The sequence below is a fragment of the Enterobacter sp. T1-1 genome (assembly GCF_000710795.1).
Lineage (GTDB): Bacteria > Pseudomonadota > Gammaproteobacteria > Enterobacterales > Enterobacteriaceae > Enterobacter > Enterobacter cloacae.
The window spans coordinates 35,189-58,004 of sequence record NZ_JALW01000031.1; the positions used below are offsets into that span (position 1 = coordinate 35,189).

The 22,816-nt window shown below is 57.0% G+C and carries 22 protein-coding genes and 1 pseudogene; 11 read left to right on the forward strand and 12 right to left on the reverse strand.

What is annotated here, in order from left to right:
- Window positions 1-23 precede the first annotated feature (23 nt).
- The 5 genes and pseudogenes from iaaA to gsiD all read left to right on the forward strand — a co-directional run bounded on the left by iaaA (window position 24) and on the right by gsiD (window position 6,246).
- Window positions 24-987, forward strand: a pseudogene (gene iaaA, locus AK59_RS0112115) (beta-aspartyl-peptidase).
- Window positions 974-2,845 carry a glutathione ABC transporter ATP-binding protein GsiA gene (gsiA, locus tag AK59_RS0112120; RefSeq protein WP_029882872.1) on the forward strand — a complete coding sequence of 624 codons (1,872 nt, stop codon included), beginning with the start codon at window positions 974-976 and terminating at the stop codon, window positions 2,843-2,845. The pseudogene iaaA and the gene gsiA overlap by 14 nt, the downstream one beginning before the upstream one ends.
- A gap of 23 nt (window positions 2,846-2,868) precedes the next feature.
- Entirely contained in the window at window positions 2,869-4,407 is a 1,539-nt protein-coding gene (gene gsiB, locus AK59_RS0112125; protein WP_029882873.1) for a glutathione ABC transporter substrate-binding protein GsiB, read from the forward strand.
- 5 nt (window positions 4,408-4,412) lie between these two features.
- Window positions 4,413-5,333, forward strand: coding sequence for a glutathione ABC transporter permease GsiC (gsiC, locus tag AK59_RS0112130; RefSeq protein WP_020689877.1), 921 nt, complete (start codon window positions 4,413-4,415; stop codon window positions 5,331-5,333).
- A gap of 1 nt (window position 5,334) precedes the next feature.
- Complete coding sequence (gene gsiD / locus AK59_RS0112135; RefSeq protein WP_029882874.1) at window positions 5,335-6,246, forward strand: glutathione ABC transporter permease GsiD; 912 nt, start codon at window positions 5,335-5,337, stop codon at window positions 6,244-6,246.
- 63 nt (window positions 6,247-6,309) lie between these two features.
- On the opposite strand, the gene rimO is transcribed toward gsiD, so the two are convergent.
- On the reverse strand, window positions 6,310-7,635 hold the full coding sequence (rimO, locus tag AK59_RS0112140) for a 30S ribosomal protein S12 methylthiotransferase RimO (protein WP_013097432.1): 1,326 nt from the start codon (window positions 7,633-7,635) through the stop codon (window positions 6,310-6,312).
- Between the two features lie 216 nt (window positions 7,636-7,851).
- Here rimO and bssR point away from each other — a divergent pair, with 216 nt between their 5' ends.
- On the forward strand, window positions 7,852-8,235 hold the full coding sequence (gene bssR, locus AK59_RS0112145; RefSeq protein WP_013097430.1) for a biofilm formation regulator BssR: 384 nt from the start codon (window positions 7,852-7,854) through the stop codon (window positions 8,233-8,235).
- Between the two features lie 106 nt (window positions 8,236-8,341).
- The gene (locus AK59_RS0112150) at window positions 8,342-9,460 is read left to right on the forward strand and encodes a PQQ-dependent sugar dehydrogenase (RefSeq protein WP_013097429.1); all 1,119 of its coding nucleotides are present in this window, start codon (window positions 8,342-8,344) and stop codon (window positions 9,458-9,460) included.
- On the opposite strand, the gene AK59_RS0112155 is transcribed toward AK59_RS0112150, so the two are convergent.
- On the reverse strand, window positions 9,461-10,087 hold the full coding sequence (locus AK59_RS0112155) for a glutathione S-transferase family protein (RefSeq protein WP_013097428.1): 627 nt from the start codon (window positions 10,085-10,087) through the stop codon (window positions 9,461-9,463). It lies immediately after the preceding gene.
- 241 nt (window positions 10,088-10,328) lie between these two features.
- On the opposite strand from AK59_RS0112155, the gene dacC reads away from it, so the two are divergent.
- Complete coding sequence (gene dacC / locus AK59_RS0112160) at window positions 10,329-11,534, forward strand: serine-type D-Ala-D-Ala carboxypeptidase (protein ID WP_014831210.1); 1,206 nt, start codon at window positions 10,329-10,331, stop codon at window positions 11,532-11,534.
- Between the two features lie 67 nt (window positions 11,535-11,601).
- Here the strand turns inward: dacC and deoR are convergent, their stop codons facing one another.
- From deoR to AK59_RS0112175, 3 genes are all read right to left on the reverse strand, one after another.
- The gene (gene deoR / locus AK59_RS0112165; protein ID WP_013097425.1) at window positions 11,602-12,360 is read right to left on the reverse strand and encodes a DNA-binding transcriptional repressor DeoR; all 759 of its coding nucleotides are present in this window, start codon (window positions 12,358-12,360) and stop codon (window positions 11,602-11,604) included.
- Window positions 12,361-12,427: 67 nt separating this feature from the next.
- A complete protein-coding gene (gene ybjG, locus AK59_RS0112170; RefSeq protein WP_020689884.1) occupies window positions 12,428-13,036 on the reverse strand; it encodes an undecaprenyl-diphosphate phosphatase in 609 nt (202 codons plus the stop codon).
- Between the two features lie 7 nt (window positions 13,037-13,043).
- Window positions 13,044-13,772, reverse strand: coding sequence for a phosphatase PAP2 family protein (locus tag AK59_RS0112175; RefSeq protein WP_029882876.1), 729 nt, complete (start codon window positions 13,770-13,772; stop codon window positions 13,044-13,046).
- Between the two features lie 167 nt (window positions 13,773-13,939).
- On the opposite strand from AK59_RS0112175, the gene AK59_RS0112180 reads away from it, so the two are divergent.
- Window positions 13,940-15,172, forward strand: a complete 1,233-nt coding sequence (locus AK59_RS0112180; protein WP_013097422.1) for an MFS transporter — start codon at window positions 13,940-13,942, stop codon at window positions 15,170-15,172.
- A 58-nt stretch (window positions 15,173-15,230) separates the two neighbouring features.
- Here AK59_RS0112180 and AK59_RS0112185 read toward each other — a convergent pair whose 3' ends face one another.
- Window positions 15,231-16,043, reverse strand: coding sequence for a Cof-type HAD-IIB family hydrolase (locus AK59_RS0112185; RefSeq protein WP_023620241.1), 813 nt, complete (start codon window positions 16,041-16,043; stop codon window positions 15,231-15,233).
- On the reverse strand, window positions 16,033-17,247 hold the full coding sequence (locus AK59_RS0112190) for an MFS transporter (protein WP_029882877.1): 1,215 nt from the start codon (window positions 17,245-17,247) through the stop codon (window positions 16,033-16,035). The genes AK59_RS0112185 and AK59_RS0112190 overlap by 11 nt, the downstream gene beginning before the upstream one ends.
- 82 nt (window positions 17,248-17,329) lie before the next feature.
- Between AK59_RS0112190 and AK59_RS0112195 the strand changes: the two genes are divergently transcribed.
- On the forward strand, window positions 17,330-17,881 hold the full coding sequence (locus AK59_RS0112195) for a TetR/AcrR family transcriptional regulator (protein ID WP_029882878.1): 552 nt from the start codon (window positions 17,330-17,332) through the stop codon (window positions 17,879-17,881).
- A 15-nt stretch (window positions 17,882-17,896) separates the two neighbouring features.
- Here the strand turns inward: AK59_RS0112195 and arsC are convergent, their stop codons facing one another.
- The 4 genes from arsC to AK59_RS0112215 form a co-directional block, all read right to left on the reverse strand.
- Complete coding sequence (arsC, locus tag AK59_RS0112200) at window positions 17,897-18,328, reverse strand: glutaredoxin-dependent arsenate reductase (protein WP_013097418.1); 432 nt, start codon at window positions 18,326-18,328, stop codon at window positions 17,897-17,899.
- Window positions 18,329-18,340: 12 nt separating this feature from the next.
- Complete coding sequence (locus AK59_RS0112205) at window positions 18,341-19,630, reverse strand: arsenic transporter (RefSeq protein ID WP_029882879.1); 1,290 nt, start codon at window positions 19,628-19,630, stop codon at window positions 18,341-18,343.
- A gap of 35 nt (window positions 19,631-19,665) precedes the next feature.
- Entirely contained in the window at window positions 19,666-19,986 is a 321-nt protein-coding gene (locus tag AK59_RS0112210) for a metalloregulator ArsR/SmtB family transcription factor (protein WP_029882880.1), read from the reverse strand.
- A gap of 254 nt (window positions 19,987-20,240) precedes the next feature.
- Entirely contained in the window at window positions 20,241-21,926 is a 1,686-nt protein-coding gene (locus tag AK59_RS0112215; protein WP_014169303.1) for an aspartate:alanine antiporter, read from the reverse strand.
- Window positions 21,927-22,196: 270 nt separating this feature from the next.
- Between AK59_RS0112215 and AK59_RS0112220 the strand changes: the two genes are divergently transcribed.
- Window positions 22,197-22,580: an inner membrane protein YbjM gene (locus AK59_RS0112220; RefSeq protein ID WP_013097375.1), complete on the forward strand. Its 384-nt coding sequence runs from the start codon at window positions 22,197-22,199 to the stop codon at window positions 22,578-22,580.
- 27 nt (window positions 22,581-22,607) lie between these two features.
- Here the strand turns inward: AK59_RS0112220 and AK59_RS1000000124975 are convergent.
- The coding region (locus AK59_RS1000000124975) for a hypothetical protein (protein ID WP_231501496.1) at window positions 22,608-22,816 on the reverse strand (209 nt) is incomplete at its 5' end.

Here is a 22,816-nt window from a genome sequence, read left to right on the forward strand (position 1 = left end):
TGCAGGCTGACAGGTGAGGCGAAATGGTTAATGCGGTAATCGCAATTCATGGCGGCGCCGGGGCTATTACCCGTGCACAGCTCAGTCCTGAGCAGGAGAAGCGCTACATTGATGCGCTCTACGCCATTGTCGAAACGGGCCAGCGAATGCTGGAGGCGGGCGAAAGCGCGCTGGATGTGGTGACCGAAGCGGTACGTCTGCTGGAAGAGTGTCCGCTGTTCAATGCGGGGATAGGTTCCGTGTATACGCGTGACGAGACGCACGAGCTGGATGCCTGCGTGATGGATGGCGTCACCCTGAAAGCAGGGGCCGTGGCGGGCGTGAGCCATCTGCGCAACCCGATTCTGGCGGCGCGACTGGTGATGGAAGAGAGTCCTCATGTGCTGCTGACGGGCGTTGGGGCGGAGAACTTTGCCTTCGCACACGGGATGGAGCGGGTATCGCCGGATCTTTTTTCCACTGACGAGCGCTACCAGCAGCTGCTGGCAGCCCGTACGGCGGGCATGACCCAGCTGGATCACTCCTCACCGCTCAATGAAACCACCAAAATGGGCACGGTTGGCGCGGTGGCGCTTGATAAGGCTGGTAATCTGGCGGCGGCCACCTCAACCGGCGGCATGACCAACAAGCTACCGGGCCGGGTTGGCGACAGTCCGCTGCCGGGCGCCGGGTGCTATGCCAATAACGCCACGGCGGCGGTCTCCTGCACCGGGACCGGCGAAGTGTTTATTCGCGCGCTCGCCGCATACGACATTACCGCCCTGATGGATTACGGCGGGCTCAGCCTGAGTGAGGCCTGCGAGCGTGTGGTTATGGAAAAGTTGCCCGCGCTGGGCGGTGAGGGTGGACTCATTGCGGTGGACCGTGAGGGTAACGTAGCCCTGCCGTTCAACAGCGAAGGGATGTACCGCGCCTGGGGCTATGCCGGTGATGAACCCAGCACCGGGATCTATCGTGAATAAGGGGGCAACGCGTGCCGCACAGTGAAGAGCTGGATAACCGCGAAGTGCTGGCTGTCCATCAGCTGAATATTGCGTTTCAGGAGGAGCGGCAGTTCATCCCCGCAGTAGAGAATTTATCGTTCTCACTCAACCGCGGCGAAACGCTGGCGATTGTGGGGGAGTCCGGCTCCGGGAAATCGGTCACCGCGCTGGCGCTGATGCGCCTGCTGGAACAGACGGGCGGGCAAATCAGCAGCGAGAAGATGCTTCTGCGCCGTCGCAATCGTCAGGTCATTGATTTAAACGAGCTGAGCGCAGCACAGATGCAGGGCGTGCGCGGGGCGGATATCGCGATGATCTTCCAGGAGCCGATGACCTCGCTGAACCCGGTCTTCCCGGTTGGAGAGCAAATTGCCGAATCCATCCGCCTGCATCAGGGACTGAGCGGCGATGAAGCCCTTCTGGAAGCCAAACGGATGCTGGAGCTGGTACGTATCCCGGAGTCGCAGTCCATACTCGGCCGCTATCCGCATCAGCTCTCCGGCGGGATGCGTCAGCGGGTGATGATTGCCATGGCGCTCTCATGCCGTCCGGCGGTATTGATTGCGGACGAGCCGACGACGGCACTGGATGTCACCATTCAGGCGCAGATCCTGCAGCTTATCAAAGTGCTGCAGCAGGAGATGGAGATGGGGGTGATGTTTATCACCCACGATATGGGCGTGGTCGCGGATGTTGCCGATAGCGTGCTGGTGATGCACCAGGGCAGGGCGGTAGAAACCGGCACGGTAGAGCAGATTTTCCATGCGCCCGCCCACCCATACACCAAAGCGCTGCTGGCGGCGGTTCCGCGTCTGGGAGCGATGAACGGCAGCGATCTTCCGCGCCGTTTCCCGCTGATTTCCCTTGAGGCGGCGGGCCGCCAGGAAGAGGAAACCGAGCAGGACACCGTGGTCCCCGGCAAGCCCATTCTTGAGGTGCGGGATCTGGTGACCCGTTTTCCTCTGCGCAGCGGCATTTTCAACCGCGTAAAGCGTGAAGTGCACGCGGTTGAAAATGTCAGTTTTGATTTATGGCCAGGCGAAACGCTGGCGCTGGTGGGGGAGTCGGGCTGCGGCAAATCCACCACCGGACGCGCGTTACTTCGGCTGGTGGAGTCGCAGGAAGGGAGCATTACCTTTAACGGCGAACGTATCGACACCCTTCCTGACAGTAAGCTTCAGGCGGTGAGGCGGAATATCCAGTTTATTTTTCAGGATCCGTATGCGTCTCTGGACCCGCGCCATACGGTGGGGTATTCGATTATGGAGCCGTTGCGGGTGCATAACCTGCTCGACGGCGAAGCCGCACAGCGTCGGGTGGCGTGGCTGCTGGAACGCGTGGGGCTGAAGCCGGAACATGCCTGGCGTTACCCGCATGAGTTTTCCGGCGGTCAGCGGCAGCGAATTTGTATTGCCCGCGCGCTGGCCCTGAACCCAAAAGTGGTGATCGCAGACGAATCTGTCTCGGCGCTGGATGTCTCTATCCGCGCGCAAATCATCAATTTATTGCTCGACTTACAGCGGGATCTGGGGATTGCCTTTCTCTTTATTTCCCACGACATGGCGGTGGTGGAGCGCATCAGCCATCGCGTGGCGGTGATGTATCTGGGGCAAATCGTCGAGATTGGTCCGCGGCGGGCGGTGTTTGAGAACCCGCAGCACCCATACACCCGTAAGCTGATGTCTGCAGTACCGGTTGCCGATCCCGAACACCGTCACGGGCAGCGCGTGCTGCTGCAGGATGAGATGCCGAGCAATATTCGTAAACGGGGTGAGGTCATGGAGCGGGTCACGCTGCGTGAAGTGGGCCCCGGACATTTTGTTGCCCCTCCGCGTCAGGACAATGCATTTTCGCGGTTATAACGTACAACAGGCAGGAGAACACAATGGTTAAATTTGTTGCTCGTACATGGCTGTTAGCCGCGAGCGTGACGGCAGCCCTGGCCGCCTCTCCCGCGTTCGCTGCCAAAGATGTGGTGGTTGCCGTCGGCTCCAATTTCACCACCCTCGATCCCTATGACGCCAACGATACGCTGTCGCAGGCGGTCGCCAAGTCGTTCTACCAGGGGCTGTTTGGCCTGGACAGAGAGATGAAGCTGAAAAATGTGCTGGCAGAGGGGTACACCGTCTCGGATGATGGGCTGGTCTATACCATTAAGCTCAGAACCGGCGTGAAGTTCCAGGATGGCACCGATTTCAACGCGGAGGCGGTGAAGGTTAACCTCGACCGCGCCAGCAACCCGGAAAACAGCCTCAAGCGCTACAACCTCTATAAAAATATTGCCAGCACCGAGGCCGTCGATCCGACAACGGTAAAAATTACCCTGAAAGAGCCGTTCTCGGCCTTTATTAATATTCTGGCGCATCCGGCGACGGCGATGATCTCGCCTGCGGCCCTGAAAAAATACGGGAAAGAGATTGGGTTCCATCCGGTCGGTACCGGCCCGTATGAGCTGGTGACCTGGAACCAGACGGACTTTGTAAAGGTGAAGAAATTCGCCGGCTACTGGCAGCAGGGGCTGCCGAAGCTCGACACCATCACCTGGCGTCCGGTGGTGGATAACAACACCCGCGCGGCGATGCTGCAAACAGGCGAAGCGCAGTTTGCCTTCCCGATCCCGTACGAGCAGGCGGCGATCCTGCAGAAGAACAGCAAGCTGGAGCTGGTGGCCAGTCCGTCCATTATGCAGCGTTACATCAGCATGAACGTGACGCAAAAGCCGTTTGATAATCCCAAAGTGCGCGAGGCCATCAACTACGCGATTAACCGTCAGGCGCTGGTAAAAGTGGCCTTCGCGGGCTTCGCCACCCCGGCCACCGGCGTGCTGCCACCGGCTATTGCCTATGCGCAAAGCTATCAGCCGTGGCCATACGATCCGGCGAAAGCCCGTGAACTGTTAAAAGAGGCGGGCTTCCCGAACGGCTTTAGCACCACGCTATGGTCATCCCATAATCACAGTACCGCGCAGAAAGTGCTGCAGTTTACCCAGCAGCAGCTGGCGCAGGTCGGTATTAAGGTGCAGGTCACCGCGATGGATGCCGGGCAGCGTGCAGCAGAAGTGGAAGGGAAAGGGCAGAAAGAGAGCGGCGTGCGGATGTTCTACACCGGCTGGTCGGCCTCTACCGGTGAGGCTGACTGGGCGCTGTCGCCGCTGTTCGCCTCGCAGAACTGGCCGCCGACCCTGTTCAACACGGCGTTCTACAGCAACCCACAGGTGGATAAAAATCTTGCCGATGCGCTGAAAACCACCAAACCGGATGAGAAAGCGCGCCTCTACAAAGACGCACAGGATATCATCTGGAAAGAGTCGCCGTGGGTACCGCTGGTGGTGGAAAAACTGGTTTCGGCGCATAACAAAGCGTTGACCGGGTTTTACATCATGCCGGATACGGGCTTTAGCTTTGACGATGCGGATTTAAAATAACACTCATGCTCAATTATGTTTGTAAACGCCTGCTGGGGCTTATCCCGACGCTGCTGATTGTGGCGGTACTGGTGTTTTTGTTTGTCCATCTGCTGCCGGGCGATCCGGCGCGTCTGGTGGCCGGGCCAGAGGCGGATGCCACCGTCATTGAACTGGTGCGCAAACAGCTTGGTCTCGACCAGCCTCTGTACATGCAGTTTCTCCATTATATTTGCAACGTGCTGCAGGGCGATTTTGGTATCTCGATGGTGTCGCGTCGTCCGGTGTCGGAAGAGATTGCCAGCCGGTTTATGCCTACGTTCTGGTTAACGATTGCCAGCATGTGCTGGGCGGTGGTGTTTGGGCTTGGCGCCGGGATTGTCGCTGCCGTCTGGCGCAACCGCTGGCCGGACAAGCTCGGCATGGCGCTGGCGGTGACCGGGATCTCTTTCCCTGCCTTTGCGCTGGGGATGCTCCTGATGCAGATTTTCTCCGTGGAACTGGGCTGGTTGCCCACCGTCGGGGCCGATACCTGGAAGCACTACATCCTGCCGTCCATGACGCTGGGCGCGGCCGTATCCGCGGTGATGGCGCGCTTCACCCGCGCGTCGTTCGTTGACGTGTTGAGTGAAGATTATATCCGTACCGCACGGGCGAAAGGGGTGAGCGAGAAGTGGGTCATCCTCAAGCACGGTTTTCGCAACGCGATGATCCCGGTGGTGACCATGATGGGGCTGCAGTTCGGCTTCCTGCTGGGGGGCTCTATCGTGGTGGAAAAGGTCTTCAACTGGCCGGGGCTGGGGCGCCTGCTGGTGGATTCGGTCGAGATGCGCGACTATCCGGTCATTCAGGCGGAAGTTCTGCTCTTCTCGCTGGAATTTATTCTTATCAATTTAGTGGTGGATGTGCTGTACGCCGCCATTAATCCGGCCATCAGGTATAAGTAAGATGCGATTGTTGAACTGGCGTCGTCAGGCCATTGTAAACGCTATGCCGGGGCTGAAGCCGGACCATATCCGCACTCCATGGTTTGAATTCTGGCGGCGCTTTCGTCGCCAGCCTGTTGCCATGACGGCGGGGCTGTTTGTACTGCTGCTGATTGTGGTGGCCGCCATTGCGCCGTGGGTGGCACCGTATGATGCGGAAAACTACTTTGATTACGACCGTCTGAATGACGGACCGTCGATGATGCACTGGTTCGGCGTGGACTCTCTGGGGCGCGATATTTTTAGCCGCGTGCTGATGGGCGCGCAGATATCGCTCGCCGCCGGGGTATTTGCGGTGCTTATCGGTGCGGTCATCGGGACCGTTCTGGGTCTGGTGGCAGGGTATTACGAGGGCTGGTGGGACCGGATCATTATGCGCATTTGCGACGTGCTGTTTGCCTTCCCCGGCATTTTGCTGGCAATTGCGGTTGTCGCCATTATGGGCAGCGGCATGGCAAACGTCATCATCGCCGTCGCGGTCTTTTCGATCCCGGCGTTTGCCCGCCTGGTGCGCGGTAATACGCTGGTACTGAAGCAGCAGACCTTTATTGAATCCGCCCGCAGTATGGGGGCCAGCGACGCCAACATCCTGTTCAGCCATATTCTGCCGGGTACGGTGTCGTCGATTGTTGTCTATTTTACGATGCGTATCGGCGTGTCGATAATTTCCGCCGCCAGCCTGTCGTTTCTGGGATTAGGGGCCCAGCCACCGACGCCGGAGTGGGGCGCGATGCTCAACGAGGCGAGGGCAGATATGGTGATTGCGCCGCACGTGGCGATATTCCCGAGTCTGGCGATTTTCCTGACCGTGCTGGCGTTCAACCTGCTGGGGGATGGGCTGCGCGATGCGCTGGATCCGAGGATTAAGGGGTAGGGCAGTGGAATGTGCCGGGTGGCGGCTACGCCTTACCCGGCCTACAAAACAGGCGCTGGGTATTTAAACCCGGCTACCCCACAGGTCGTACTCGTCGGCGTTTTCCACTTTCACGCGAATGATGTCACCCGGCTTAACGTTGGTTTCCCCGTTCAGGTACACCGCGCCGTCGATTTCAGGGGCATCCGCCATGCTGCGGCCAATCGCGCCTTCTTCGTCAACTTCGTCGATGATGACCATAATTTCGCGGCCCACTTTCTCCTGCAGACGTTCAGCAGAGATCTGCTGTTGCAGCTGCATGAAGCGGTTCCAGCGCTCTTCTTTTACCTCTTCCGGCACCTGATCCGCCAGCTCGTTAGCGGTTGCGCCTTCAACCGGGCTGTACTTGAAGCAGCCTACGCGGTCCAGACGGGCCTCTTTCAGGAAGTCGAGCAGCATCTGGAAGTCTTCTTCGGTTTCACCCGGGAAGCCAACGATGAAGGTCGAACGTAGGGTCAGATCCGGGCAGATTTCACGCCACTGCTTGATGCGCGCCAGCTGGCGGTCAACGGAGCCTGGGCGTTTCATCAGCTTCAGGATACGCGGGCTGGCGTGCTGCAGCGGGATATCCAGGTACGGCAGGATTTTGCCTTCGGCCATCAGCGGGATGACGTCGTCAACGTGCGGATAAGGGTAAACGTAGTGCAGACGCGTCCAGATGCCCAGTTTAGCGAGCTGTTCGCACAGGCCGACCATGCTGGTTTTCACCGGCTCGCCGTTGTGGAAACCGGAACGGTGCTTCACATCCACGCCGTAGGCGGAGGTATCCTGGGAGATCACCAGCAGCTCCTTCACGCCCGCATCGGCCAGACGTTTGGCTTCTGCCAGCACTTCGCCAATCGGGCGGCTCACCAGATCGCCACGCATGGACGGGATAATGCAGAAGGTGCAGCGATGGTTGCAGCCTTCGGAAATTTTCAGGTAAGCGTAGTGACGCGGCGTCAGCTTCACCCCCTGTTCCGGCACCAGGCTCAGGAACGGGTTGTGCTTAGGCTTGGGTACGTAGTGATGAACATGTTCCAGCACCTGCTCGTAGCTGTGTGGACCGGTGATCTCCAGCACCTTCGGGTGCACTTCACGGATCTGGTCCTCTTTTGCGCCCAGGCAGCCGGTCACAATCACTTTGCCGTTTTCCGTCAGGGCTTCACCAATGGCTTCCAGGGATTCCTGAACCGCGCTGTCGATAAACCCGCAGGTGTTCACGATCACCATGTCGGCGTTGTCGTAGCTTGGCACCACGTCGTAGCCCTCGGTGCGAAGTTCGGTCAGGATGCGTTCAGAATCCACCAGGTTTTTCGGGCAGCCCAGGGAGACAAAGCCGATTTTCGGCGGGTGCGTAACATTGCTCATAGGTTAAAAATTCATCAATTATGGAGTTATCAGGGCGGGATTTTACAGCGTATCGCGGGGGATTTATACACTCTTTGCAGTGCAGATGATGTCCGCGCAAGTTGTAACATTGTAAATAATGTTAATCAGTTAAGAATAATTGATCTCAGGCATTAAACTGTACAAAAAATAACCTTATTCTGACTGTGCACAGGGGCTGACAGAGGAGGAATGAGCATGTCCGTTGACAGACTGAAACGCGATCTGCTGAACAAGCTGATCAACGCCCGAATCGACCTTGCCGCATATCTGCAGCTGAGGAAGGCGAAAGGGTATATGTCAGTCAGCGAAAGCGAACATCTGCGTGATAATTTCTTTGAACTTTGCAATTTCATGCGTGAAAAAGCACCCATCCTGAAAGCGGAATACGCCGAAAGCGAATGTATTGCGCTGCGCCGCGCCGCCGAGGTGCTCTCCATTGCCGGGGTTTGTCTGATGAACGGACGCCATGACTGCCCGACTTTTATCGCAGTAAACGCGGAGAAGCTTGAAAACTGCCTGACAACGCTCTCTCTATGCATCATGTGTCTGAACGAGCACGCGAAGCTTGAACAGCACTGATTCCGGGGGAGGCAACTCCCCCTTCTGATTAAGCTTTTGTAAAAGTGATAACGCGCCCGGACGTAGTGGCTAATCTTTATGCCATATGCCGATAAAGGAGCGCGTTATGCACCGATCCTCGCTGATTTTCCTGCCTGCGTTGTTATTTCCGTTTTCGCTCCTTGCTGCACCTGATGCGGTTAAGGTTGAGGTATTGCAGAACAAACTCGAACACCCCTGGTCGCTGGCGTTCCTGCCGGATAACAAAGGGCTGCTCGTGACGTTGAAGGGCGGCCAGTTGAAACACTGGCAGGCCGGGAAAGGGCTGTCAGACCCGATAACAGGGGTGCCCAAAGTCTGGGACAACGGACAGGGAGGGCTGCTGGACGTGGTGCTTGCGCCGGATTTTGCCACCTCGCGCCGCGTCTGGCTGAGCTACGCCGAGGCAGGCGCTGACGGCAAAGCCGGAACGGCAGTGGGTTATGGGCGCTTAAGCGACGATCTTTCCCGCCTTGAGGCGTTCCAGGTGGTGTTCCGTCAGATGCCGAAACTCTCCACCGGTCACCACTTTGGCGGAAGGCTGGTGTTTGATGGCAAAGGCTATCTGTTTATTGCGCTGGGCGAAAACAACCAGCGCCCGACGGCGCAGGATCTGGATAAACTCCAGGGGAAAGTGGTACGCCTGACGGTGGATGGCAAAGTCCCGCCGGATAACCCCTTTGTGAACACCGCCGGTGCGCGGCCGGAAATCTGGTCTTATGGCATTCGTAACCCGCAAGGGATGGCGATGAACCCGTGGAGCGACACGCTGTGGCTTAACGAACACGGCCCGCGTGGCGGGGATGAGATCAACATCCCGGAGAAAGGGAAAAACTATGGCTGGCCGCTGGCGACCCACGGTATCAACTACAGCGGATTAAAAATTCCTGAGGCGAAAGGTGAACACGTTGAAGGAACCGAAAAACCGCTGTTTGTCTGGAAAGTCTCGCCCGCCGTGAGCGGAATGGCGTTTTATAACAGTGACGTATTCCCGCAGTGGAAAAACAAGCTGTTTATCGGGGCGCTGAAAGAGAAGGATGTGATCGTGCTGAGCGTGAACGGCAACACGGTGACCGAGGACGGGCGGATCCTGGGCGACCGGAAACAGCGCATTCGCGATGTGCGCGTCGGTCCGGACGGCTATCTGTATGTTCTGACCGATGAAACGGACGGGCAGTTGCTGAAAGTCAGCCCGTCCGGGAGGTGATCAGCTTACCGGAATCATCACCACGTTACGGTAGGCCGGGCGTTCGCTCAGCTGTTTAAGCCAGCGCGCCAGGTGAGGGCGCGGCGTCCACGTCAGACCGAGGTTGGTCAGGTTCCAGACAAATGGCGCAACGGCAATGTCGCCCACGCCGAAGTCGGCACCCGAGAACCAGGCGTGTTTCGCCAGCTCATCGTCCATCATCGCAAACAGATTTTCACAGGCGTCCTGCGCCGCATGAATGGCGGGATAGTCGCGCTCGGCTTCGGGGGTTCTGACCAGCCCCATCAGGATCACGCGGTGCGTGGGGGAGAGCGTCTGGTTGGCCCAGTCCATCCATTTTTCCCCCTGCGCGCGGCGGGCCGGATTTTCTACCCACAGACGGCCTTGTCCATACTGGGCGGCCAGGTAGCGGACAATGGTGTTGGATTCCCACAGCGTGGCGTCCGTCTCATCATCGCGCAGCAGCGGCACCAGGCCGTTCGGGTTCATCGCCAGGTAGTCGGCGTCTTTATTAACCCCATACTGCAAACCCGCCATTATCTGGTTAAACGGTAAATCCAACTCCTCCAGCGTCCAGAGCACTTTTTTGACGTTGGTCGAATTATTCCTTCCCCACAGCGTAATCATAATTACTCCCGATAAGATGTGAATCCGAGTCAGCTTTTCGCCATGGTGAGATAAACCTAACAATTACGCAACAGAAGAGAAAAAAATCGCTTTAATCAAAGCGTATCTGAATGTTATTGCATAAACTTTAATAACTTTACCCTCGTTGGGTTTCATTAACCGTTTTAGTGCGCTATTACTCATCGCTTCTTGCGACACGGTGATGTGACGTAATTTTTGAATGGACACTCGGGTGGCATTTATGACGCGAAAAATGACTTCTCTGCGCAGCCTGGCGGCAGGCTCCGCGCTCCTTTTCCTGTTTGCACCAACTCTCTATGCGGCTGAGCAGGCTGCGCCCGAAGCGCCGCCGGTAGATGCGCGTGCCTGGATCCTGATGGATTACTCCAGCGGTAAAGTGCTGGCGGAAGGCAATGCGGATGAGAAACTCGACCCGGCCAGCCTGACCAAAATCATGACCAGCTACGTGGTTGGCCAGGCGTTGAAGGCGGGTAAGATCAAGCTCGACGATATGGTCACTATCGGGAAGGACGCCTGGGCGACCGGCAACCCGGCGCTGCGCGGGTCATCGGTAATGTTCCTGAAACCGGGCGATCAGGTTTCCGTTTCCGATCTGAATAAAGGGGTGATTATCCAGTCCGGCAACGATGCCTGTATCGCCCTGGCAGATTATGTTGCGGGAAGCCAGGACTCGTTTATTGGCCTGATGAACGGCTATGCGCAAAAGCTGGGTCTGACCAACACCACCTTTAAAACCGTCCACGGTCTGGATGCGCCGGGCCAGTTCAGTACCGCGCGCGATATGGCGCTGCTCGGCAAGGCGCTCATCCACGATGTGCCGGACGAATATGCCATCCACAAAGAGAAAGAGTTTACCTTTAATAAAATCCGCCAGCCGAACCGCAACCGTCTGCTGTGGAGCAGCAACGTCAACGTTGACGGGATGAAAACCGGCACCACGGCCGGGGCGGGTTATAACCTGGTGGCCTCCGCGACCCAGGGTGACATGCGTCTGATCTCGGTGGTGTTGGGCACCAAAACCGACCGTATTCGTTTTAACGAGTCAGAAAAACTGCTGACCTGGGGCTTCCGCTTCTTTGAAACCGTGACGCCGATTAAACCGGATGCCACGTTCGTCAGCCAGCGCGTCTGGTTTGGTGACAAGAGTGAAGTGAACCTGGGGGCCGGTGAAGCCGGGTCGGTGACCATTCCACGTGGTCAGCTGAAAAACCTGAAAGCGAGCTATACCCTGACCGATCCGCAGCTCACCGCGCCGCTGAAAAAAGGCCAGGTGGTCGGGACGATTGATTTCCAGTTAAACGGTAAGTCGATTGAACAGCGTCCGCTGATTGTGATGGAAGCGGTCGAAGAGGGCGGCTTCTTCAGCCGGATGTGGGACTTCGTGATGATGAAATTCCATAGCTGGTTTGGCAGCTGGTTTAGTTAAGTCTTCCAGCTTTTCACCCTCTCCCAGTGGGAGAGGGCCGGGGTGAGGGCATCAGACCGCACCCCTCTCAATACATTAACTTCACCTGCTGCGCCTTCGCGTAGGTCACGTATTCTTCATCCGGGCGGCAATCGCTGACGATGGCATTGAACTGTGCCAGCTCGCCCATCCGTGCCGGACGCACCTTGCCGAACTTGCTGTGATCCACCACCAGCACATGGTACTGCGCGGCGCTTAATGCCCAGTGTTTTACCGGCAGCTCTTCCAGGTTAAAACAGGTCGCCCCCTGACGGGTACTCACGCCCGCCGCGGAGTAAAACGCGATATCCGGACACAAATTGCTGAGCGTGTCCTGAAGATTGAGCGGCTTAAAAATGGCGTTGCTGGCGTGGAACTCACCGCCGCAGAGGATCACCCGGCACTCGGGTTTCTCCTGAAGGGCCAGGAAGGTGTTCAGCGAGTAGCACACGGCGGTAAAGGGGATGCTGCTGTCGATGGCTTCGATTATCCACGGCGTGGTGGTGCCGCAGTCAAAAAACAGCGTCTGGTGCGGTTGTACCAGAGAGGCCGCCAGACGGGCGGCTTTGCGTTTCTCTTCAACCAGGCGTGTCTTTTGATCGCTGATCAGATAATGACTGGCGCTACGTGGCTCCAGCACAATATAGCCGCCCAGCAGCACGACGGGCGCGCTCTCGCTGTTCAGGTCACGGCGAATGGTCATCTCTGAAACGCCGAGGAGGGTAGCGGCTTCCTTAAGATGAAGCTTATCACTGCGCTTCAGCGCCTGTATCAACTGAGCTATGCGGTCATCGCGGCGTGTTTCCATAGATCCTCAGGATGAAAAAGTGAGCCCCCGCAGGGCGGGGGCTCAAGTGTAACCTGTCATACCGGGGTTAGTCACGTATCCAGCCTTTGCGGATCGGGATAGCGAAAAGGGTGCGATAGAGAGACGAGAGTCCGCGATACAGCGCCAGCCCGAAGAGGTTCCACAGGATCGCCGCGCTGACGCAGCCGATCAGCCCCACCAGGAAGCCGCCTACCATATCCAGCGGCCAGTGTACGCCCAGATACACGCGAGACCAGGCAATGGCGACCGCAATGGCCATCAGCAGCGCACCTGACCACAGGCGATGCCAGAACAGGAAGGCCAGCGCAAAAGCAAAGATCACCGTACCGTGATCGCTTGGGAACGAGTCATCCGGCGCGTGGTGCAGGAAGGTATAGCCGACGTGTTCGACAAAAGGACGATCGTGCGGGAAGGCGAGACCCAGAACATAGCTGACCAGCACGCTGACCCCGAGCGTCATCGCCACTTTGATCACCAGCTGACGCTGCGCGTTGACCTGGCTGCGCGGTCCCCACAGCCAGAGGATAGCCGCCAGCACAGGCACAATACTGATCAGATCTTTTGCCAGGAAAGTGGCCAAATCGATCATCCACTCAGGCGAGGCCGGGGTGGCGTTGATCAGATAAAACAGCTGGTAATTCAGATTCTCTAACATAGCGTTTTTACTCTTTAGCAAACCAGGCAGAAACGAGGCCGTAGACCGCTACCTGGGAAAACCAGACCCACCACCCAGCCCACAGGTTGTGAGAGAAAAAATGCGCCCCGCGCATGACCTGACCAAAGCCCATCGCCAGACCTAACACCACGCCGAAGGCCACAAAGCTCCAGGCGAGACGCGGACGCTCGCGCCAGAAGGCAAAGAACAGACCCATCACCATAAAGCCGCTGGACGCATGGCCGCCGGGGAAGCAGCGGCCAGGACCGCTGTCTGCCGGAGCGGAACTGAACAGGGGGTAAGAGACGGCTTTACCGCCATACTCCACCAGATCCCACGGGCAACTGTGATGGCTCAGGCTTTTCAGCACGCCAACCACCAGCGTGCCAAGCCCCATCAGCAGTGCGGCAGTGACCAGTCTCGCATTGCGCTTCCAGGCACCGTAAAACAACGCACCCACCGCCATGGCAATAGCGATGTACTTCGCCAGCCGGTGGTTCAGCAGATCCAGCAGCGGGTTTTTCTGCAGCGGGAAACGGTGTGTTGCCGCGTCATACCAAAAGCCAGTGATCCATTTATCAAGCGTTTCGCCACGAGAAAGCCAGGTAAACACCACGGCAAGGGCGATCAGCACTAAAAGCTGATAACCATAAAAGCGCACAGGCAGGCGGTAAAGTTGTTTTGTCTTATTTGTCTGTAACTTAGACAATTCTGAACGAGGGGATATGCGGGTCATAGAGTTGGTTGGCAGCGTGAAATATGGCTATCATATTGGTGTCAACTTAAGGAAACCTTAAACAACGACGATAAATGCTTTATTTCTGTTTCTTCTGGATAATTTGCTATCTCAGACAGCGGCAATTCATTACACTCATCGCGATTTTTTCATCATAAAGAGATTGCATGTTAAACCGTTCTTCTTCGGGTACGCGTCTGGGTCGTCAGGCGTTACTTTTCCCTCTGTGTCTGGTGCTTTACGAGTTCTCTACCTATATCGGCAACGATATGATTCAGCCCGGTATGCTGGCCGTGGTGGCGCAATACAACGCAGGTATTGAATGGGTGCCGACCTCTATGACCGCCTATCTGGCTGGCGGCATGTTTTTACAGTGGCTGTTAGGGCCGCTGTCGGATCGTATTGGCCGCCGTCCGGTGATGCTGACGGGCGTGGTGTGGTTTATTGTGACCTGTCTCGCCACGCTGCTGGCGCAAAACATTGAACAGTTCACCCTGCTGCGTTTCCTGCAGGGGGTAAGCCTGTGCTTTATCGGTGCCGTGGGGTATGCCGCTATTCAGGAGTCCTTTGAGGAGGCGGTGTGTATCAAAATCACCGCGCTGATGGCGAACGTGGCGCTGATTGCTCCGTTGCTGGGGCCGCTGGTGGGCGCCGCGTGGGTGCATGTGGCACCGTGGGAAGGCATGTTTGTGCTCTTCGCCGTGCTGGCCGCCATCGCATTCTTCGGCCTGCACCGCGCAATGCCGGAAACGGCCACCCGACTGGGTGAGACGCTGTCGCTGAAAGAGCTGGGACGGGATTATAAAGCAGTGCTGAAAAACGGCCGCTTTGTGGCAGGCGCGCTGGCGACGGGCTTTGTTAGCCTGCCGCTGCTGGCGTGGATCGCCCAGTCACCGGTCATTATCATCAGCGGTGAACAGCTCAGCAGCTACGAGTACGGGCTGCTGCAGGTGCCGATTTTTGGCGCACTGATTATCGGTAACCTGGTGCTGGCGCGTCTGACATCACGACGCACGGTGCGCTCGCTCATCATCATGGGCGGCTGGCCGATTGCGGCGGGCCTTACCGTGGCCGCGGTGGCGACGGTGGTATCATCTCATGCCTATCTGTGGATGACGGCGGGGTTGAGTATTTATGCCTTCGGTATTGGCGTGGCGAATGCCGGGCTGGTGCGTCTGACGCTGTTTGCCAGCGAGATGAGCAAAGGCACCGTTTCGGCGGCGATGGGGATGCTGCAGATGCTGATTTTTACCGTCGGGATCGAGGTGAGCAAGCACGCTTATGCGCTCGGCGGCAACGGTCTGTTCAGCCTGTTTAACCTCGCCAACGGCGTGCTGTGGGTTATCCTGATGGTGATGTTCCTGAAAGACAAACGCGTCGGGAACGCCCTGCAGCCATAATTCTTATTCCCTCTCCCGGTGGGAGAGGGGCAGGGTGAGGGCACCAGAGCGCACGGAATCAATTAAACGGTGCTTCTCTGTTGAGCACCTTATCAATCACATCCAGTACGCCTTCCTCGTTATTATGCGGCGCTTCAAACCGCGCCGCTGCTTTAATATGCGGTCTGGCATTCGCCATCGCAAAGCTGAAGCCTGACTGGCGCAGCATCTCCACATCGTTCCCGCTGTCACCGAAAGCCACCACCTCGCTGTCGTCAATGCCCCAGCGCTGTTGCAGGATCCGCAGGCCGTTGGCTTTATGCACGCCGGGGATAATCAGGTCAATACTGCCGTGGCCGGTCGTGACGGGCACCATAATGTCGTTGAGTTTTTCGTGCAGCATGGCCTGTATGCGCGGGATTTCATCGTCAGAAACGTTGAGCCCGAACTTGAAGAAAATATCGTTCAGGTTGTCGAAATCACTCACCATTTCGAGGCGATGATAGTACTTCGCGGCGATAGCTTTGAACTCATCGTCATAGGCTTTGAGCGTATAGGCACTGCCTTTGCCGCAGGCGATAATCTCAATGCCGGGAACGTCGTTTAGCACGGCAGCAACGGTGTCGAAGTGCGTTTTCGACAGTTCACCGTTAAAAACATCTTCTCCGGCGCTGACCACCCAGCCACCGTTTTCGGCGACAAACGCAATCTCATGCGCAATCTCCGGGAAGAAGGAGATCAGCTGGTAATACTGATTACCGCTGGCCACCACAAAGCGAATACCTTGCTCCTTCATACGCGCATACTGCGCCAGAAAACGTTCGCGATTGTAGGTTTTCGCGTCGCTCAGGAAGGTGCCATCCATGTCGACTGCAATCAGTTTAACGCTCATATCCCTTCTCCAGTGTCGTTTGTTCTTTTTCCGGCTTCGCCACGGCGCGCGCCACCAGCGCCGCAATCATGACCAACCCTAACACCACCAGCATGGCGCTGCGCAGCCCGTAGTGCTCACCCAGGAAGCCCAGCAGCGGCGGCCCGACCAGGAAGGCCAGATAGCCTGTGGTTGCCACCACGCTGACGCGCGTCGGGGCATCCGGGCCGGTATCGCTGGCGGCGGAGATGGTCAACGGGAAGCCAAGTGAGGCACCCAGGCCCCAGAGGATCACCGATACGCCGGCAATCCAGTCCACATCCACGAAGATGATCATCGCAATGCCCAGCCCGCCGAGCAGGGCGCTGGCGCGCACCACTGCCACGCGGCTGTAGCGGTCAATAAACCAGCCGCCGGTAAAGCGTCCGACGGTCATCCCAAGCGTAAACCCGGCGTAGATCAGCGAGCCAGAGGTCGGGCTAAACCCATGTCCGTCCACCATCAGCAGCGGCAGCCAGTCGTTGGCGGAGCCTTCGGCAAATGCCATCGCCAGCACCACCACGCCGATCAGCATCAGCTGGAAATCACGGTAGAACGGCAGCCCTTTTTCCGCCGTTTTGTGTTCATCAGCGGTGTTCTTGCCCGTGCCGTCCGGAATGGCGCGGATACCGGTCAGCACCGGCACAACAGAGATCAGCGCGGCCAGCAGGATATGCAGATTCGCGCTCACGCCGGAGGCCGTCAGCGCCATGCCCACGCCCGCACCGGCCAGCGTGCCAAGGCTGTAAAAGCCATGCATCATTGGCAGCACGGTTTTATTCATCTCGCGCTCGACCGCAGCCCCTTCAACGTTAATGGCCACTTCCGCCGCGCCAAAGCTGCCACCAAAGATCAACAGACCCAGGGCAAACATGACCGGCGAGGCATACCACAGCGCCACGCTGAGCACCAGCATCCCCAGTATTGCGCAGCACATGGTGGTGCGGATCACCGCCCGGGTACCAAAGCGCTTCACCAGCCACGCCGAGCAGAGAATACCGCTCATTGAGCCTATCGACAGGCCAAACAGCACAATGCCCATCTCCGCGGTGGAGACCGACAAAATATCGCGGATCGCCGGGGTACGCGTGGCCCAGGACGCCATCAGCAGACCCGGAATAAAGAAGAACATGAAAAGCGCCCACATGCGCAACCGCAGGGCCTTACGGGGTGAGGTCAGAGTCATTGAGATAAGCACCAGAAGCACAACAATAGCGACAACACTAGCAAGTTTGTGTACATTTGTACACAAATCAGATGAGGCATGTATGAGCAGACCACCAAACGATCCGCATCGCCGGGAGAAGATCCTGCAGGCGACGCTGGACACCATTGCTGAGCACGGTATCCATGCCGTCACGCACCGTAAAATCGCCAGCTGTGCCGGGGTTCCGCTGGGGTCGATGACCTACTATTTTGACGGCATGGAGTCGCTGCTGGAAGAGGCGTTCACGTGGTTTACCCGGCAGATGTCGCAGCAATACCGTGATTTCTTCGCGGGGGTAACCAGCCCGGAGATGGCGTGTGAATCTATCACCACGCTGATCCACAGCTCGCAGGTGACGACGCCGCACAACATGGCGCTGATGTACCAGCTCTACACTTTTATGCACCGCAGCGCGGCGCTGAAAACGGTAATGCAGGACTGGATGCAGATGAGCCAGACGACGCTTGAACAGTGGTTTGACCCGGTCACCACCCGCGCGCTGGACGCCTTTATCGAAGGAATGACGCTACACTTTGTCACCGACAGAGCGCCGCTAACGCGTGAGGAGATCCGGGCGATGGTGGGAAGGATTGCAGGCGAGGGGGAACGCTAGCCTGCAGGCCCGCCTCTATTTCTGAGTGATTTTTTTCCCGCTGGCATCCACGACGGCTTCACCGTCCTCTTTCGTAAATGCCCCTTTCTGCGCATCCGGCAGAATATCGAGGACCACTTCAGATGGGCGGCACAGGCGGGTGCCCAGCGGCGTCACCACAATCGGACGGTTAATCAGGATCGGGTGTTGCAGCATAAAACCGATAAGCTGGTCGTCAGTGAACGTCTCTTCTGCCAGACCCAGTTGCTCATAGGGCTCCACGTTTGTACGCAGCAGCGCCCGCACCGAAATGCCCATGTCGGCAATCAGTTTGATCAGTTCATCGCGTGACGGCGGATTTTCCAGATAGAGAATGATCTCTGGCTCGGTGCCGCTGTTGCGGATCATCTCCAGCGTGTTGCGCGAGGTGCCGCAGGCGGGATTGTGGTAAATGGTGATGTTGGTCATATCAGTGGCTCATTACAGTGTGAAGGAGAGACGTAACGCCAGCGCGGCGAGCGTCACAAACAGAACCGGCAGCGTCATGATGATGCCCGTCCGGAAATAGTAGCCCCAGGTAATGGTCATGTTTTTTTGCGCCAGCACGTGGAGCCAGAGCAGGGTGGCGAGACTACCGATAGGCGTGATTTTTGGCCCCAGATCGCAGCCAATCACGTTGGCGTAAATCATCGCTTCTTTAATCAATCCTGTTGCCGTGCTGCCATCAATAGAGAGCGCGCCAATCAGCACCGTGGGCATATTGTTCATTATGGATGACAGGAAGGCGGTGATGAACCCGGTTCCCAGAGTAGTCACCCATAAACCGTGGGTGGACAGCGCATTCAGCACGCCTGAAAGGTATTCGGTTAACCCGGCGTTACGCAAACCGTAGACCACCAGATACATCCCCAGTGAGAAGATGACGATCTGCCACGGTGCGCCGCGCAGCACTTTTCCGGTATTAATCGCGTGTCCGCGTTTTGCAACGGCGAATAAAATCAGCGCGCCAGCTGTTGCAATGGCGCTGACCGGAATGCCGAGAGGCTCAAGCACAAAGAAGCCGACGAGAAGAAGCAGTAGCACTATCCAGCCTGTTCTGAACGTCGGGAGATCGTGAATGGCCCGGGCGGGCTCCCGGAGTTTCGCAAGATCATATTCCGGTGGAATTTCCTTGCGAAAGAACAGATGCAGCATCACCAGCGTGGCAGCAATCGCGGCGATATCAACCGGGATCATCACCGAGGCGTATTCGCTGAACCCCAGCTTAAAGAAGTCTGCCGACACAATGTTGACCAGGTTCGAGACAATCAGCGGCAGGCTGGCGGTATCGGCGATAAAACCTGCCGCCATCACAAACGCCAGCGTGGCCTGCTTGCTGAACCCCAGCGCCAGCAGCATGGCGATGACGATAGGTGTCAGGATCAACGCTGCACCATCATTAGCAAACAGCGCCGCAACGGCCGCACCCAGCAGCACGATATAAGTAAAGAGCAAACGCCCCCGACCGTTTCCCCAGCGGGCGACATGCAGCGCCGCCCACTCGAAAAAGCCGGACTCATCCAGCAGCAGGCTGATGATAATAACGGCGATAAACGTCGCCGTGGCATTCCAGACGATATTCCACACCACCGGAATATCGTTAAGGTGGATCACGCCGCTGGCCAGCGCCAGCACTGCGCCAATCGTCGCGCTCCAGCCGATACTGAGCCCTTTGGGCTGCCAGATGACCAGTACCAGCGTAAACAGAAAAATTGCCCCTGCCAGAAACATCGCTTACCCCGTTATATCTGTTTTAATGAATGTATTTAACACGTCCCTGGAAGGCTATTCTTTAGCCTTGCACGCGTTTCTTCCCGCAGGCAGTTCCAGCTGTTATCGATGACGGTAGCTGCCCACGCAGGCATGTTCGGAGACAAACGGTAATAGACCCACTTCCCCTCACGACGGTCGATAACCAGCCCGGACTCGCGAAGTAAGGCCATATGGCGCGAGACTTTCGGCTGTGACTCCGTGGTTGCGGAGCAGAGATCGCAGACGCATAGTTCGCCCGCTTCACGCAGAAGCATGACGATGGAGAGCCGCGTTTCGTCGGAGAGGGTTTTGAAAAGCTGGAGCGGGTGGAGCATGGTTGAACCCTGCGGATAGTTTATACATATTTGTTTAAGCATATATGTTTGAGGCGGGGGAGGGAAGAGGGGGATGATGGAGCAGAGAATTTCAGGCAACAAAAAACCCATCAACCTTGAACCAAAACGGCGGGGTTGATGGGCTCCACAAATTGGGGACATCAAAGAAAAGCAGTGGCACTAGTTATGACTGCCCCCTGATAAAAAAGTTCTGCGCGTAACGAAAATTTTTTCGTTACGCGCAAAGTTAAGAGTTATCCGAGTCCAGGCCAGATGATGATGATCAGCGTACCTGCCAGCGTAAGCAGTACGTTAGCGATAGCGTAGGTACCCGCATAACCCAGCGCCGGGATGTTGCTGCGGGCGGTATCGCTGATGATTTCCATCGCTGGCGCACAGGTACGTGCACCCATCATTGCCCCGAAGAGCAGGGCGCGGTTCATGCGTAGCACATAGGCACCAAACAGGAAACAGATCACCACCGGTACCAGGCTGACGATAAGTCCGGAAACCAACATTTGCCAGCCGACGGCGCCCAGGCTGTGGCCAATGCCGCTACCGGCGCTTAAGCCGACACCCGCCATAAAGACCATCAGACCGAACTCTTTCACCATGTTCAGCGCGCCCTGCGGAATGTAGCCGAAGGTTGGGTGGTTCGCTCGCAGGAAGCCCAGCATAATCCCGGCAAACAGCAGCCCGGCGGCGTTACCGATGCCAAAGCTAAAGTTGCTGAACTGGAAAGTGATCATCCCAATCATCAGGCCAACAATAAAGAAGGCGCAGAAGGCCAGCAGGTCGGTGACCTGGCTGTGAATGGAGATAAAACCGATACGGTCAGCGACGGTTTTTACGCGGCGTGCGTCGCCGCTGACCTGCAACACGTCACCTTTATTCAGGACGACATTATCGTCGATAGGCATCTCAATCTGGCTGCGGATCACGCGGTTCAGGAAGCAACCGTGGTCGGTCAGTTTCAGTTGCGCCAGACGACGTCCGACGGCGTTGTGGTTTTTCACCACAATCTCTTCGGTGACGATACGCATGTCGAGCAGGTCGCGGTCGAATACCTCTTTACCGTTACGGAAGCTTGGGTCCAGCCGCGCGTGGGCATCCGGGTAACCCACCAGCGCGATGTCGTCGCCCATCTGCAGTACCGCGTCGCCGTCCGGGTTCGCCAGAATGCCGTTACGACGGATACGTTCGATATAGCAACCCGTCTGGCGGTAAATCCCCAGCTCGCGCAGATTTTTACCGTCCGCCCAGGCGACCAGCTCTGGCCCGACGCGATAAGCGCGGATCACCGGAAGATAAACTTTTCGTTTGGAGTCCGTGTCCAGACCACGCTCGCGGGCGATTTGCTGGGCGCTGGTCTGCAGATCCTGATGCTGCAGTTTCGGCAGGTAGCGCGCGCCCACAATCAGGCTCACCAGACCAATCAGATAGGTCAGGGCATAGCCCAGGCTCAGGTGATCGAGTGCGGTAGAAAGCTGTGCCCCGGCCATACCGGAATGGCGCAGGGTATCGCCTGCACCCACCAGAACCGGCGTCGAGGTCATGGAGCCTGCCAGCATACCGGCCGTTAACCCGATATCCCAGCCAAACAGTTTACCCAGCCCTAACGCGATCAGCAGCGCACTGCCGACCATCACCAGCGCCAGCATCAGATAATTTTTGCCGTCGCGGAAGAAAATGGAAAAAAAGTTAGGACCCGCTTCCACACCAACACAAAAAATAAACAGCATAAAACCTAAGTTAAGCGCGTCTGTGTTAATGCTGAAATGCTGCTGACCTAATAATAAGGAGACGACTAAAACGCCAATGGAATTACCAAGTTGTACTGAACCCAGGCGCAATTTACCCAGGCAAAGGCCCAGCGCCAGTACCACAAATAATAACAGGATGTAATTCCCATTTAACAAGTCTGCGACGTTTATATTCACGGAGGCTAACTTCTTGTTTACCAGTAAGTTGTTGAATGAAAGGACATTTTGGGCTACTGTTTTCAGTGCCAGGGAATACTTCTACACTCCCTGCGGCCAAAAAAATTCCCTAAGACAATAGCAGCTGGATAGTTTAATCGCATTAGCTACCAACGGCTACTCATTATCGCATAACCGTATGCGGGTTTTGGCAAGGATTGCCGCATAACTTTATCCGATCGGGTGTCCACGCGACGAAACTTTATTTGATAGAGAAGTCAGGAGGATAATTTGAACATTAAAGGAAAATGGGCAGGGGCGATAAGCTGTTTCTTACTGTTCACCGTTGTCTGTATGTCATTAGCGTTTAATGTTAAGGGGGCATTCAGAGCCTCCGGGCATCCGGAACTGGGACTGCTCTTTTTCATTCTGCCTGGCGTGGCCGCGAGTTTTCTCTCGCGCGAAGGCGAGGTTGTTAAGCCGCTGTTAGGGGCAATGCTGGCGGCACCGCTGTGCCTGGTGCTGATGCGGTTGCTTTTTGTGTCCACGCGAAGCCTCTGGCAGGAGCTGGCCTGGCTGCTGAGCGGCGTATTCTGGTGCGCGCTCGGTGCGCTGTTTTTCCTGTTTCTTCGCACTCTGATACGGCATCAACGGTTACACAATAAAAAAGAATGAGGACGCCGTTGCGCCCTCATTGCGTCCTCATAACGGCAGCACGGTTCCGCCGGGCAATTGCACCCTCATTGGCCCCAGGATGCTATTCATCAGGAGATCGCCATCCGGCATAAACTCCATCTGCGCGTAAATGCCGTTGCCGCAGATATTGTCGTTAAATACGGTACTGTGCACGGTTTGCCCGGTATTCCAGTCCATACCTACCACCTTCCATCCGCCGTTATTGCGATAGTAAC